This is a genomic window from Sphingopyxis sp. KK2, from assembly GCF_001990265.1.
Classification (GTDB): domain Bacteria; phylum Pseudomonadota; class Alphaproteobacteria; order Sphingomonadales; family Sphingomonadaceae; genus Sphingopyxis.
Window position 1 is genome coordinate 1 of the sequence record NZ_LYVN01000106.1, and the last position, 14,552, is coordinate 14,552.

10 protein-coding genes are annotated in these 14,552 nt (G+C 68.3%); 5 read left to right on the forward strand and 5 right to left on the reverse strand.

Features of this window, described 5'->3' with window-relative positions:
* Positions 1-2: 2 nt before the first annotated feature.
* Positions 3-1,196 carry a multidrug effflux MFS transporter gene (locus B1A78_RS15885; RefSeq protein WP_077147897.1) on the forward strand — a complete coding sequence of 398 codons (1,194 nt, stop codon included), beginning with the start codon at positions 3-5 and terminating at the stop codon, positions 1,194-1,196.
* 67 nt (positions 1,197-1,263) lie between these two features.
* Here B1A78_RS15885 and B1A78_RS15890 read toward each other — a convergent pair whose 3' ends face one another.
* The 5 genes from B1A78_RS15890 to B1A78_RS15910 form a co-directional block, all read right to left on the reverse strand.
* Positions 1,264-2,826, reverse strand: a complete 1,563-nt coding sequence (locus tag B1A78_RS15890) for an amino acid permease (protein WP_077147898.1) — start codon at positions 2,824-2,826, stop codon at positions 1,264-1,266.
* A 110-nt stretch (positions 2,827-2,936) separates the two neighbouring features.
* Positions 2,937-5,096 carry a penicillin-binding protein 1C gene (gene pbpC, locus B1A78_RS15895; protein WP_077147905.1) on the reverse strand — a complete coding sequence of 720 codons (2,160 nt, stop codon included), beginning with the start codon at positions 5,094-5,096 and terminating at the stop codon, positions 2,937-2,939.
* Positions 5,097-5,239: 143 nt separating this feature from the next.
* A complete protein-coding gene (locus B1A78_RS15900) occupies positions 5,240-11,074 on the reverse strand; it encodes an alpha-2-macroglobulin (RefSeq protein WP_077147899.1) in 5,835 nt (1,944 codons plus the stop codon).
* A 118-nt stretch (positions 11,075-11,192) separates the two neighbouring features.
* Positions 11,193-11,570 (reverse strand): histidine triad nucleotide-binding protein, encoded by a 378-nt coding sequence (locus B1A78_RS15905; protein ID WP_077147900.1) that lies wholly within the window; start codon positions 11,568-11,570, stop codon positions 11,193-11,195.
* A gap of 15 nt (positions 11,571-11,585) precedes the next feature.
* A complete protein-coding gene (locus B1A78_RS15910) occupies positions 11,586-11,921 on the reverse strand; it encodes a phosphoribosyl-ATP diphosphatase (RefSeq protein ID WP_372236889.1) in 336 nt (111 codons plus the stop codon).
* Positions 11,922-11,997: 76 nt separating this feature from the next.
* Here B1A78_RS15910 and ung point away from each other — a divergent pair, with 76 nt between their 5' ends.
* The 4 genes from ung (at position 11,998) to B1A78_RS15930 (ending at position 14,330) form a co-directional block, all read left to right on the forward strand.
* Positions 11,998-12,717, forward strand: a complete 720-nt coding sequence (gene ung / locus B1A78_RS15915) for a uracil-DNA glycosylase (protein ID WP_077147901.1) — start codon at positions 11,998-12,000, stop codon at positions 12,715-12,717.
* Positions 12,714-13,472 (forward strand): sulfite exporter TauE/SafE family protein, encoded by a 759-nt coding sequence (locus tag B1A78_RS15920; protein ID WP_077147902.1) that lies wholly within the window; start codon positions 12,714-12,716, stop codon positions 13,470-13,472. Before ung ends, B1A78_RS15920 begins: the two co-directional genes overlap by 4 nt.
* Entirely contained in the window at positions 13,469-13,942 is a 474-nt protein-coding gene (locus B1A78_RS15925) for a YaiI/YqxD family protein (RefSeq protein ID WP_077147903.1), read from the forward strand. Before B1A78_RS15920 ends, B1A78_RS15925 begins: the two co-directional genes overlap by 4 nt.
* A 202-nt stretch (positions 13,943-14,144) precedes the next feature.
* Positions 14,145-14,330 (forward strand): hypothetical protein, encoded by a 186-nt coding sequence (locus B1A78_RS15930; RefSeq protein WP_077147904.1) that lies wholly within the window; start codon positions 14,145-14,147, stop codon positions 14,328-14,330.
* Positions 14,331-14,552: the final 222 nt, after the last annotated feature.

Genomic DNA, 14,552 nt, shown 5'->3' on the forward strand with positions numbered 1-14,552 from the left:
AGATGGTCGCGATGATGGCGATGGTGATGGCGCTCAATGCGCTCGCGATCGACGCGATGCTTCCCGCGCTGCCGGCGATCGGCAAGGGGCTGGGGGTCACGGTCGCCAACGACCGCCAATATGTCATCTCGGTCTATATCTTCGGCACCGCGATCGGCGCGCTGATCTATGGCCCGCTCGCCGACCGTTTCGGGCGCAAGGGCGTGTTCGTGCCGGCGCTGATCGCCTATACGATCTTTGCGATCGGCTGCGGGCTGGCGACGAGCTTTCCGATGCTGCTCGCGCTGCGTTTCGGCCATGGGCTTGTCAGCGCGGCGCTCGGCGTCGTCGTCGTCGCGGTGATCCGCGACCTGTTTTCGGGCGACGCGATGGCGAAGCGGCTGTCGCTGATCTTCCTCGTCTTCATGATCGTCCCGATCATCGCGCCGTCGATCGGCGCGGGGGTCGCTGCGCTCGCAGGCTGGCGCGCGATCTTCCTCGTGCTCGCGGGCATGGGGCTGGTGATGCTCGTGTGGCTGCGCCGTCTGCCCGAGACGCTCGACCCCGCCGATGTGCGGCCGCTCGATTTCCGCACGATGGTCGCGGGCTGGGCCACCGTGACGCGGCATCGGCGCGCGGCGGGCTATATGCTCGCCTCGGGGCTGATGCAGGGCGCGCTGTTCGGCTATATCAACAGCAGCGAGCAGATCATCGCCGAGGTGTTCGACGCACAGGCGCTGTTCCCGCTGATCTTTGCCTGCGTCGCCGTCGGCATCGCGATCGCCAATTTTTCGAACGCTGCGATCGTCGAGCGCTTCGGCGCGCGGCGCGTGTCGCAGACCGCGGTCTTCGCCTTCATGGCAACGGGGTTGGCGCAGATCGTCGCGGCGATGAGCGGGGCCGAGACGCTGGTGATGTTCACCGTGCTGATGATGGTCAATGTCGGTCTGGTCGGCTTCATCGGGAGCAATTTCGGGTCGATCGCGATGGAAGATTTTGGCCATATGGCGGGCATCGCCTCCTCCTATCAGAGCTTTGCCAAGGCGCTGGTCGCCGCCGGGCTCGGCGCTTTCATCGGCCAGCAATATGACGGCACGACCCTGCCGCTCGCCTTTGCCTTTCTGTCGAGCGCGGTCGTCGCGCTGCTGCTCGTGCTGTGGGCCGAGCGCGGCAAGCTCTTCACCCGGCCGGGTACCGCGCCGAAAAGCCCGCTCTAGCCAAAAAGAAAGGGGCCGCCCCGGCATTTTGCCGGGACGGCCCCTTTCCTGTTCGAGTGCCGACGCCTCAGTTGATCGGGGCGTGCGGTTCGAGATCGTCCTCATGCACCTCGACGATGCCGCGGCCGAGATGGCTGCGGCTGCGGCTGTAGAGATAATAGAAGACAAGCCCGATCGCGCCCCAGATCGGCAGCACGAGCATCGCGTCGAGCGGCAGGTTGAGGAAAAGGAAGATCGTGCCCGCGATCGTGGCGGGGCCGATCAGCCACAGCGCCGGCGTCGTGAAGGCGCGCGGCTGGTTCGGCGCGGTCTTGCGCAGGATCATCACCGCGATGGCGACCATCATGAACGCATAGAGCGTGCCGGCATTGGCGATGTCGGCGAGCTTGCCGACCGGCAGGAAGGCCGCGGCGATTGCGACCGCGACGCCGGTGATCGCGGTGATCACATGCGGGGTCTTCCACTTCGGGTGGACCTTGCTCCACGATTCGGGGAGCAGGCCGTCGCGGCTCATCACGAAGGCGACGCGGGTCTGGCCGAAGAGCAGGATCAGGATGACCGACGGCAGCGCGACGAAGGCGGCGATGCCGAGCATGTTGCCGACGCCCGACCAGCCGATCTGGCGCAGCACATGCGCGAGCGCTTCGTTCGAGCAGACGAGCGGCAGCTGGTCGGCGGCGAAGGTCGCGCACTGGCGCGCCAGCTCTTCCGAACCCGCCGGGAAAGGCACGCCGTTCGGACCCATGATCGGCTGGCCGCCGACGGTGCCGATCGCGCCCGCGGCGACGAGGATGTAGAAGACGGTGCAGAAGAGCAGCGAGCCGATCAGGCCGATCGGCACGTTGCGCTGCGGGTTCTTGGTTTCTTCCGCCGCCGTCGAGACCGCGTCGAAGCCGACATAGGCGAAGAAGATCGTCGCCGCGGCGCCGACCGCGCCGATGCCCGATCCGAAGCCGCCGAACACGCCGGCGGGCAGGAAGGGATTGAACTTGTCGGTCGAGAAATAGTCGCTGGGCAGCGTCAGCACGATGAAGGCGGTGAGCGCGGTGACCTTGATCGCGACGAGCACGGCGTTGACGCGCGCGCTTTCGGTGGTGCCGATCATCAGCAGCCAGGTGATCAGCAGCGCGATGAAGACGGCGGGCAGGTTGATGAAACCGCCCTCGATCCCGCCGAGCGCCAGCGGGGCGCCGGCTAGGTAGGACGGCAGCTGTATCCCGAGGAATTCATTGAGCACCGTCCCTGTGAAGTAGCCGGACCACCCGACCGACACCGCGGACGCCGCGACCGCATATTCGAGGACAAGGGCCCAGCCGACGGTCCAGGCGAGCACCTCGCCCATCGTCGCATAGGTATAGGTATAGGCGGAGCCCGCGACCGGGATCATCGCCGCGATCTCGGCATAGCAGAGCGCGGCGACGATGCAGATCAGGCCCGCGATCGCGAAGGCGAGCATCAGGCCCGGGCCGGCTTTCTGCGCGCCGGCCGAGGTCAGCACGAAAATGCCGGTGCCGATGACGCAGCCGATGCCGAACAGGGTAAGCTGGAAGGCACCGAGGGTTCGGTGCAGCGACTTTTTCTCGGCGGTGGCCAAGATGGCGTCGAGCGGTTTGACGCGACCAAATTTCATGAATGATGTCCCCTTTGGGGCCCGGCGCGGGCCCTCTCCTGGCGGGGCAGACTAGCCGCTCCTCCCGTCAGCGCAACTTAATTTCAGGGATGTGACAGTCGCTTTGTCGCTTATCGCACCGTGAAGCGAATGCGGTCGACGGTGCGGCCGCCGGGATCGACGAGGGTCAGGATATGGCTGCCGGGGCGGGGCAGGATCTGCTGGCCCGCGTCGGCATCCCCGAGCATCGTCTTGTCGAGGATCAGGCGGTAGCCGGTCACCTCGCCGCTGACCGCGACGCCGAGGCGCTGGCGGTCCAAGGGAATGTCGGGGTCGAGCGCATAGACGCTGCCGCTGACCGGGCTGGTGATGCGCGGACGGCGCGCGGCGGCGGGCGCGGCGGCCATTTCGGCCTGGCCGGTGCCGCGAATGAAATATTCGCGGCGCGGGGGTTCGCGCGTGCCGGGGAGCGCGATCTGTTTCGCCTCGACATCGGCGGGCATGGCGGGCGGCTTGCCGGGACTGCCGGCGTGGAGCGCGAGCATCACGTCGCGCCACACCGGCGCGGCGCCCGATGTGCCCGAGACGGCACGCATCGAATCGCCCTCGAGATTGCCGACCCACACGGCGACGGTGAAGCGGTCGGAGTAGCCGATGCACCAATTGTCGCGCATGCCCTTCGACGTGCCGGTCTTGGCGGCGGCCCAGAAGGGGAGGCGGAGTGCGCTGTCGGCGCCGAAGGCGTCGGTGCGCGCGGAGGCGTCTGCGAGGATGTCGCCGACGATGAAGGCGGCGGCGGGATTGACGACCTGCCGCGCCGCTTCGCCCTTGTCCGACGCGCTGAAGCGCACCGGGGTCCAGCGTCCGGCATTGGCTAGCGCGCGAAAGGCGTTGGCCTGTTCGACCAGCGACACTTCGGCCGAGCCAAGTGCAAGGGAGAAGCCATAATATTCGCCGTCTTCGACGAGGCCGTGATAGCCGAGCGCCCAGAGGCGGTCGCGGAACTGCTGGACGTCGTCGATGACGAGCGCGCGGACGGCGGGCACGTTGAGCGACGAGGCGAGCGCGTGGCGGACGCTGACCGGGCCCTTGAAACTATGGTCGTAATTCTTCGGGACATAGAGCCCCGAGGCGGTGTCGAGCTGGACCGGGCTGTCGTCGAGGATCGAGGCGGCGGTGAGCCATTTATGCTCGATGACCTGCGCATAGAGATGCGGCTTGAGCGTCGAGCCCGCCTGCCGCCGTGCATTGGCGCCGTCGACCTGCGCCGCGGTCGATTTGAGGCCGACGCCGCCGACATAGGCGAGCACGTCGCCGGTTTCATTGTCGAGCACGACGACCGCGCCGTCGCGGACGCGGTCGGCGCCGAGGCCCGAAAGTTGCCGGCGAAGCGCGACGATCGCGGCCTCCTGAATGCGGCGATCGATGGTGGTGGTGACGCGCTTGCCGGGCTTGTCGAGCAGGCGGACCGCGAGGTGCGGCGCGAGCGCGGGATCGAGCTCGGCGATGCGTTCGCCCGAGACAAGCGTCGCGGCGGCGGCGCGGATCGGGCCGCAATCCTTGGCGCCACCACTTCCCTGGGCCACCCGGCAGGCGCGAATGCCGAGCGTCTCGGCGCCCGCGGCGGGATTGGGGAGGAGGCCGGCGAAGAGCGCCGCGTCGGTGCGGTCCATGTCGGCGGGCTTCTTGCCGAAGAGCGCGCGCGCGCCGGCACCGATGCCCTGCGTCTCGCCGCGCAAGGGCACGAGGTTGAAATAGGCCTCGAGCATCTGCTCGCGGCTCCAGTCGGACGCGAGCGCCTGTGCCGCGCGCATCTGGCGGATCTTGGCGAGCCAGCCGCGCTGGCCGGGGAGCGCGAGGTCGGGGGCGAGGAAGCCCGCGAGCTGCATCGGCAGCGTCGAGGCGCCGCGCGAGCGTCCGCCGGTTTCCCCCCAATTCAGACGCGTTCTTGCGGCGCTGGCGATCGCGAGCCAGTCGACCCCGCCGTGCGACCAATAGCGCTTGTCCTCGCTCGCGACGACGGCGCTGCGGACGGCGGGCGCGATGTCGGCGAGCGGCACCCACGCCATGCGGCGGCGCTCGAAATCGACGCGTTCGCTGTCGAGCAGGCGGCCGTCGCGGTCGTAGAGCCAGGCTTCCGACGGTTTCCAGTCGGCGCGGACGTCTTCGTAGGCGGGCATCGCCGGAGGCTTGGTGGCGAGGTGCGCTGCGGTGGTGAGGATGAGGAGCGCGAGTGCGGCCCAGGCGAAGGCGTCGAACCAGCGCCTTTGGGGGGGGGCGGGGGCAGTCATCGCCATTTTGTGCGGGCGCCGCGCATTCCGTCAATCATCGCGTCATTGCGAGCGAAGCGAAGCAATCCAGGGTGTGACAAGCCGCTCTGGATTGCTTCGCTCCGCTCGCAATGACGGAGATTGAAAGACGGACGCCGTGACCATCAATCCGCTGCGCTCGCCACGGTCACCGGGGCGTTGGGCCACTGGCCGCGGATCGCGGGCGAGTACATCGCCTCGACGCGCGTCTGCGGCATGTTGAAGCGGCCCGATCCGTTCAAGCGCACGACATATTCGACCGCATGGGTGCCCGCGGGCATCCAGCCGAAATAGCCGCGCCAGCTGTCCTTGCCGCGTTCGACATAGCTGGGCCACACGCCTTCGCCGCCGGCTTGCGCCGCGAGCATCTGCGACTGGCCGCCGAGGTTGCCGACGATCGTCGCGCCCGGCGGGATCGGGTCGTTGACGACGACCCAGGTCCGGCCGGCGGCGGCGACCACCTCGATCCGCACCTTGACCACGTCGCCGCGGACGAGGCGGTTCGGGTCGGCGGCCTTGACGATGCTGACGCTGCGCTTGATCCGGTAACCCGCGTTGAGCGGTTCCTTGAGCGGCACCGGCGCCTTGACGCTGACGACCGCCCACGGGGCGCCGCCGCCCTCGTGGCGCAGGCTCATCTTGCCGGTGACGAGCGGGACGCGCAGCGGGCTGACGGGGTCGGGCAGCGGCCAGCTTTGCGCCGCGCTCGCGTCGGCGAGGCTGATCCGCGTGACGCCGGTGATCGCGGCGGCGGGATAGAGCTTGGCGAAGCGGCGGACGACGGTCGCGCCCCAGGCATTGGCCGGGGTGGTGTCCCAATGGCCCTTGCGCTGGCGCTGCGCGACACCGACCATCAGCTTGCCCGCGTCATTTTCCCAGCCCTTGCGACCGAGCACGGCGTCGAGCGCCTTGATTGCCATTTCGTCGCCGCTGACCATCATCCACCAGGGTGCGTTGGCATCGTCGACGAGGTCGACGCGCGTGCCCTCGTAGACGAGGCGCTTGCGCAGCTCATTCTCGGCGGCGGTGCGCAGCGCGGGGGCATTGCGGACGTTCGGGGTGCGTTCGATCGCGACGAGCCAGTCGGCGAGCGTGCCGGTCGCCATGTCGGCGGGCGCCATGTCGATCGCGGCGACGAGCTTGGCACTCGACGCATTGTTGCGCGCGAGCGCGGCGAGCGCGGCGACGCGGACCGGGCGGATGTCGTAGGGGCCGTAACCCTTGCGGCTGAGCCGTCCCTCGACGACCGCCTGCAGCGCCTTGACCATCTTCGCCTTCGAATCCTCGGGGATCGGGAAGCCGTTGGCGGCGGTGATGCCGAGCACATAGGCGGTGAGTTCGGGCGACCCTTCGATCCGGTCGCTCGGCCAGTAGCGCAGCAGCCCGTCCTTATCGAGATAGGTCGGGATCGCGCCCGCGAGCGCCTGCCAGCGGCCGAGGTCGCCGAGCGCGACGGCGCGCGAGGTCGACTGTTCGAAGCAATTATACGGATAGACGCCCATATAGTCGCGCACCCCGGCGAGCGGCGGCGCGAGCGTGCCCGCGAGCGAAATGTCGACATAGCCGCCGGTCAGCGCGCCTTCGGGCACCGCGATGGGCAGGCTGGTGTCGGGGCCGACGCGGAACAAGGACGCCGCCCAGGTGTCGACCGGCACCGCGGGTTCGACGACCTGCTGGAAGACCAGCCGGTCGCGCGACTTGCCGCCCTTGGCCACCGCCTCGACCGTCCATTCGATCGGGCCGGCGAGGTCGGGGGCGGTCATCTGCCAGCTGACCGGCACCGCGCCGCCCGCCGGAATGGTGACGGTCAGCGGCGGTGCGGTCGCGACCGCGGGCGACAGCGTCGCGGTCGCGGTGACCTCCATCGCCTTGTCGGTGCCGTTGCGCAAAGTGAAGCGCGCGTCATAGGCGTCGCCGGTGCGGACGAGTTCGGGCAGGCCCGCGAAGACGCCGAGATCCTGCACGGTGCGGATGCTCGTTTCGCCGGTGCCGAAATATTGCGATCCGTCGGTCGCGATCGCGACGAGGCGGAAGGCCGACAGATTGTCGCTGAGCGGCACGTCGACCGTCGCGCGCCCCTTGGCGTCGAGCGGCACGCGGCCTTTCCAGAGCAGCACGGGGCGGAAATCCTCGCGCGTCAGGCCCGAGAGGTCGCCGCCGCCGCCGCCGCCGGGTTCGAGAGCCTTGCGGCCGTAATGCCGCTTGCCGACGACCTGCATCTGCGCGGTCGAGGTGAGCACGTCGAGCGTGCGTTCGCCCATCATCGCGTCGATCAGTTTCCAGCTTTCGTTCGGCGCGAGCTGGAGTAAGGCCTCATCGACCGCGACGAAGGCGACGTCGGCATTGGCGGGAGCCTTGCCGTTCGGGCCCTTGACCTCGATGCTCGCCTTGGCGGTTTCGCGGACGGCATATTTGGCCTTGTCGGAGGCCACTTTCACGCCGAGCTGATGGCCTTCCCAGCCGACCTTGATCCGCGCGATGCCCATGCGATAGCTGGGCTTGGCGAGGTCGACGAGCGCGGTCGCGGGGGCGCCCTCGCTCGTTTCGATCTTGAAGCCCGCGGCGCGTTTCAGCTTGCGGAACCAGCTTTCCTCGCCGGTGACGCGGCCGCGCACCGCCATCACCGAGACATAGACGTCGGGCGCGTAAGTGGCGGGCAGCGGCACCTTGACCACCGGGTTGGTGCCTTTCAGCGGCACGACGAAGCTCGACAGCACGCCTTCGCGTTCGACGGTGACGAGCGCGGTCGCCTCGCGGAAGGGCATGCGGACCTGGAAGTTCGCGGTGTCGCCCGCGGCATAGCGCGGCTTTTCGGCGATCACGTCCATGCGATCGCCATTGTCGCCGCCGAACCACCAGTCATCGTCGCCCGCGAGCCAGACCGAGCGCACCGCGCGCGCCTCGTTGCCGTCGGCATCGACCGTGGTCGCGACGACGGTGACCTCGCCCGAGACGCCGGGCGCCATCGCGCAGCGCGCGCGGCCGAGCTTGTCGGTCGAGGCCGCGCAGGTCGCGGCGAGGCGCGTGGTGCGCATCTGGTTGTCATAGGCGTAGAAGCCGCCGATCAGGCGCCGCCGCGCGGTGATGATCTCGCGGCTGTAGAGCGCCACCTCGACGCGCTGCCCGGCGATCGGTTTGCCGTCGAGGTCGAGCGCGACGAAGTTGAGGCGCAGGTCGTTGTCGCGCATCAGCCAGCCGTCGGTCTTGAGGCCCAGCCGCACCGCCGACGGGAAAAGAGTGATGCGGCGGCTCGACGTCAAAGTCTCGCCATTGGCATCCTCATAATCCATTTCGACCGCCATCTGGGTCGGCTGGGTGATCGGCTGGTCGACCATGACATTGGTCGTCGCGCTGCCATTGGCGTCGAGCACCAGCGGCACCGAGCGCGCGAGCGGCAGGTCGGCCTCGGGCTCCTCGCCGCTGTCGTCGAGCTGGATCACACCCTCCTTGACCGGCTGGCCGTCGAAATCCCAGTCGCGATAATCCTCGGGCGGCGACCAGCTCGGCGCGAAGCTGGTGCGCATCTCGACCGGCAGGTTCGGCGCGGGGCCACCCGACAGATAGCCGACGAACAGCGACAGCGGGATTTGCGTCGGGCGGACGGGCGGCAGTTTCGGGCCGGTGACGGTCGCCTTCATCGTCGGCAGGCGATATTCGTCGACCTTGACCGACTGCGACGACCAGATCGTCTTGTCCTCGCCATCCTTGTCCTTGGTCACGAAGACGAGGTCGTAATCGCCCATCGGTGCCGAGGCGGGGACGTTCCAGACAGTCTCGCCGCTGCCGCTCGCATCGATGCTGAACGGCATCGAGAATTCGGTGTCCGAGCCGCGGTGGACGAGGCGCAGCTTGCCCGCCATCGGCTTGGGCGTCGCAAAGCCGGTGCCGACGGGGCGGCGCAGGACATGCTTCATGTTGACGCTCTCGCCCGCCTTGACGAGCGCGCGGTCGAAGATCGTGTGGAGGATGTCGTCGCGTTCGGACCAGCCGTAAGGAAGGTCGAAATCATAGGGGCGGATGCCGTCGCCCCAGTCGGTGAGGGTGAAGCTGAAATCGTCGCCCGAGCGCGCGCTGACCATCAGCGCATGGCCCTCGCTGACCGCCATGTCGGGCTTTTCCTCGCAGCTCGCATAGGTTTCGGGCTGCGGCAGCCCGGCGGGGAAGGCGAGGCGGCCCTGCTTGTCGGCGATGCCGCGCGCGAGCTGGCGCCCGGTGCAGCTGTCGGTGACGCGGATCTCGGCGCCCGCGACGGGCAGGCCGGTGTCGAGCGCGGTCACCCAGGCGAGCGAATTTTCGCGGCCCCATTTGAAATGCACCGCCATGTTGGTGACGAGCGCGGCGGTTGCGACATAGCGCGTCGCCTTGCGACCGAGCAGCGCGGCGCCGAGTTCGGGGCTGGCGATCTCGACGACGTGGAAACCCTTTTCGCCCAAGGGAATGCCGACGACCTCGAACTCCTTGCCGCCCGCGGCGGGGCTGAGCTGCAGGTCGCGGCGTTCGCCGCCTGCGGGCGCGCCGTCGAACACCGACTTCGATCCGGTGTAATTGACCGTGACTTCCTTGCCGGTCGCGTCGCGTTCGTCGCGATAGTCGCTGTCGTCGGCGCTATCGACGCGCTTCAGCCAGCGCGCGATCGCGGCATCGTCGTCGCTGACCTTCAGCACATTGGCGGGCATCTTGAGGTTCGATTGCGCGAGCGAGGCTTCGACCCCGCGCACGGTGACGGGCAGCACGCCGCCTTCGCTCGCCTCGAGGATGCCGAATTCGGCGGCGAATTTGACCAGCGGCGGCGCGCGGTCGATGTGGAACTTCAGCGGGAAGTTCGACTGGTTGAGCAATTTGCGGCCGCTCTGGTCGGTGACGTCGGCGGGCAGGACGAGCGTCGCGTCGACATTCTGCGGCAGCGGCCCCTTGAAACGGACATAAGTGACGAAGGCGTCATTCTTGTCGTCGTCATCGACGCGTGGGGTCAGCTTCTTGCCGTCGGCGGTGCTGAGCGTTGCGGCGAGCGCGGTGTCGCGCGCGACGGGGGCGGCGAAGCTGAGCGTGATGTCCTTGATCGGGTTGCAGCCCGCCTGCGGATTGATGCGGCTGCACGACATTTTCGCGGTGAAGGCGGGACGGACGTCGTAATCGAAGCGTTGGTCGCGGCCGGCGGTGCGGCTCGGCGCGCCCGCCTGCTGGATGCGCGCGTCCCAGACGAGCGCTATCTCGCGGCCCGGGGGCAGCGGGCGGCGGCATTTGACGGGGACGATGCGCTCCATCGCCGCGCTGCGGTCGGCGCCCTTGGCGAGGCGCAACGGGAGATTGCCGTTATAGGCGAACTCGAGCCGGTCCCAATTGCCGTCGCCGAGCCCGTCGAGGATTTCGCTCGTGGTGTCGTTGCCGAGCACGTCGACCGGGATTTTCTCGCCGATGCCGTCGACCGCGCAATAGGCGAAACGGCCGACCGAAGCGCGGTCGGCGGCGACATTGGTCGCGACGAGGAAGATCTGGTCCTCCTCGACGCCGTCGTAGGTGCCGCCGACGAGCACGGCGCGCGCGGTAGGGCCGCCCGAATCGATCTCGAAGCGGCTGTTGCCGCCGACCGCGACGCCGCCGCTGGTCTTGAGGTCGGGACGCAGTTCGACCGCGCAGGTCATGCCGCCTGGGAGCGACTTTTCGAATTCGAGCACCCAGGTGCGCGTGTCGACCCAGCGGCCGGTCGAGCCGACCTTGCAGTCGTTGGTCGCGGGCGCCTTGGCGCGCGGATCGCCCAGCGGCACGATGTCTTCGGAAAAGCGCAGCGTGAAGCGGCTGATCGTGCCGTCGCCGCTGCCCGCGCTGCCGGGAGTGGCGAGGATGACCTGCGGGATGGTGTCGCCGCTGGCACCGGCAACAGCGAGCGCGAGGGGAAGCATCAGCGCGAGGCGGGCCTTTGCCGCGAATCGCACCCCGAGTCCTTGCCAAAAACGCGCCATCGCTGCCTCCCAAAGACCCAGGGTCTTATGTGCCGAATCGCGGGCGAATAGTCAACGGTTCGCCGATGAAATGAAACGGTTCATCGCAGATTTGATCGCGACGAGGCGTTTCGCCGCCTCAGCGCGCGAGCATCGGCCCTAATTTTTGTCCTGCAAAAAGATGGACATGAAGGTGCGGGACCTCCTGATGGCTGTCGAAGCCGACATTGGCGAGCAGGCGGTAGCCCGGCGCGACGAGGCCGAGGTCGCGCGCGACCTGTCCCACCGCGCGCACGAAACCCGCGATCTCGGCGTCGCTGCCGCGCGCCGAAAAATCGTCCCAGCTGACATAGGGACCCTTGGGAATCACGAGGATATGCGTCGGCGCCTGCGGGTTGATGTCGTGGAAGGCGAGGCTGAATTCGTCCTCATGGACCTTCTTGCACGGCAGTTCGCCGCGCAGGATGCGCGCGAAGATGTTGCTATCGTCATAGGGGAGGGTGGCGTCGATCGGCATGGTGGCTCCTCTTGGTCAGGATGTCGGGCGCGCGGCCTTTTCGGCGTGGCCCGAGGTGCCGTGGCGGCGGGCGATTTCGGCGGCGATGGCGTCCCAGCCGAGGCCGCGGTCGGCGAGCAGGACGGCGAGGTGGAAGAGGAGATCGCTCGCTTCGCCGACGAGCGCGGCATCGTCCTCGGTGAGCGCGGCGATGACGGTCTCGACGGCTTCCTCGCCGAGTTTCTGCGCGATCTTTCCGCGGCCCTTGGCGGCGAGGCTGGCCACGTAAGAGGCTTCGGCATCGCCCGCGGCGAGGCGTGCCTTCACCATCGTTTCGAGCTGCTCCAATGCTTCGCCGATCGCCATCGCCATGATCCCCTTTGTGCGCGCCGTGCCTAGCGGGGCATTCGCCGCTGGACAAGGCGTGCCGGCTCCGGTCAAAGGCCGCATGGCCGAGGTCAAGCTCCATCCCGACTGGCTCGCCCGCATCGGCGGCGAGTTCGAAAAGCCCTATATGGGCGAGCTGAAGGCGTTTCTTGCCGCCGAGCGCGCGAAGGGCAAGACGATCTATCCCAAACCGCGCGACTGGTTCGCGGCGCTCGATGCGACGCCGCCGCAGGATGTGCGTGTCGTGATCCTCGGGCAGGACCCCTATCATGGCCCCGATCAGGCGCATGGGCTGTGCTTCTCGGTCCAGCCGGGCGTGCGGACCCCGCCGAGCCTGGTCAATATCTACAAGGAAATGCGCGACGACCTGGGCATCGCACCGGCGCGGCACGGCTATCTCAAGCATTGGGCCGAGCAGGGCGTGCTGCTGCTCAACAATGTGCTGACGGTCGAGGCGGGGATGGCGGCATCGCACCAGAAGCGCGGCTGGGAGCGCTTCACCGATGCCGCGGTCGCCGCGGTCGCCGCCGATCCGGCGCCGAAGGTCTTCATCCTGTGGGGCAGTCATGCGCAGAAGAAAGCCGCCGACGTGCCGGGGCTGGGCGCGGGCAGCCCGCATTTGATCCTGCGCGCGCCGCACCCCTCGCCGCTGTCGGCGCATAACGGGTTCTTCGGGTCGAAGCCGTTCAGCCAGGCGAATGCGTTCCTCGCCGCGAACGGTCGCGGGACGATCGACTGGCAATTGCCCGACGCTCCCCCCGAAACGCCCGGCGGCGCATGAGCCTATTGGCCGACCCGGCGACGCTGGCGGTGCTGATCGTCGCGGTGATCCTGCTCGGCATGGCGAAGGGCGGGCTGGCCGGGGTCGGCGCGCTCGCGACCCCGCTCGCGGCGCTCGTCCTGCCGCCCGCGACCGCTGCGGCGCTGCTGCTGCCGATATTGATCGTGCAGGATGTCGTCAGCGTCTGGTCGTTCCGCGCGACATGGGACGGCTGGATCATCGGCTGGATGCTGCCCGGCGCGGCGGTCGGCATCTTCGGCGGCTATTATTTCGCGGAAGCGGTCAACGAGGCGCAGCTGATGGCGGCGCTCGGCGGGATCACGATGCTCTTCGGCCTTTACCGGCTGTGGGTCGAGCGCGGCGGACGCGTCGTCGCCGCGTCGCGCTCGCCGGGCTGGGTCGGCAGCCTGTTCGGGGTCGCGACGGGGCTGACGAGCCAGATCGCGCATGCCGGCGGCCCGCCCTTCCAGATGTGGGTGACCCCGCGGCAATTGCCGCACCTCGTCTTCATCGGGACGAGTTCGATCCTGTTCGCGCTGATCAACTGGATGAAGGTCCCCGCCTATCTCGCGCTCGGCGCCTTTCCGCACGAGGTGGTCGTCGCGGCGCTGCTGCTGATGCCGCTCGCGATCGTCAGTACGCTGGTCACGGTGCGCTGGCTCAAGCGGATGGACCCGGCGCGCTTTTATGTGATCATCTATGTGCTGATGGTGCTGCTCGGCGCCAAATTGCTGTGGGACGGGGTGCACGGATGAGCGGACCGATCACGATCCTCGTCGATGCCGATGCCTGTCCGGTAAAGGACGAGATCTACAAGGTCGCCTGGCGGTACGAGGTCCAGGTCAAGGTGGTGAGCAACAGCCGGCTGCGCGTGCCCGAACATCCGCTGATCGAGCGTGTCGTCGTCTCGGACGGTTTCGACGCCGCCGACGACTGGATCGCCGAAGCGGCGACGCCGCGCAGCGTCGTGGTCACGTCAGACATCTTGCTCGCCGACCGCGCGCTGAAGGCGGGGGCAATCGTGCTCGCGCCGACGGGCAAGCCCTTCACGCTCGCGTCGATCGGCCCCGCGATCGCGACGCGCGCGATCATGGCCGATCTGCGTGCGGGCATGAGCGCCGAAACAAATGGGGGCATGGGCGGCCCGCCGCCTTTCTCGAAAGCCGATCGTTCGGCGTTCCTGCAGGCGCTCGACACCGCGCTGGTGAAGCTCAAGCGCGGCTGATTCGCGTGCGCCGGTGCGGCGCTGCGCTGCGACGCGAATTTTCTTTCCTTATCTTTTCAAAATCTTGCGAAGTTTTTTCGGGGCCAGTGATTTGGCTCACCGAGGGCCGGCGCGTGCGCTGCCATAAGCGGGGCATCGGGAACGCCCCGAACCAGTTTCGAACCGAACCGCAGACTTTGAACCGAACAGAAGGAAGAGTGACATGACCAGGAAGATGCTTCTCGCCCCCGTCCTCGCGCTCAGCGTGGCGCTGTCGGCGACCCCCGCGATGGCGCAGTCGGCACAGCCCGCTGCGGGCGGCATGACGATCACCAGCAACCCGGTCCAGATCCTGATCGGCCTGCTGCTCCCCGCCGTCCAGAAGGTCCGCGACGCCGCCGCGCGCTGAGCGCCCGCCGATCGCATGTGTTTTCGTCCCCGGATCGGCCCTCCGTCCGCTCCGGGTCCAAGGAAGCCCTTCCGCCGATGCGACCCCGGCGGGAGGGCTTTTTGGCGAGGCTTGTATCGATTGCGAACCGGAGTTCTGCATCGGCTTTGGGGTGGAAAGCGGACGTTATTCTCCCCTCCCGCAGGCGGGAGGGGTCGGGGGTGGGCCAGCAGCGTTGCCAAT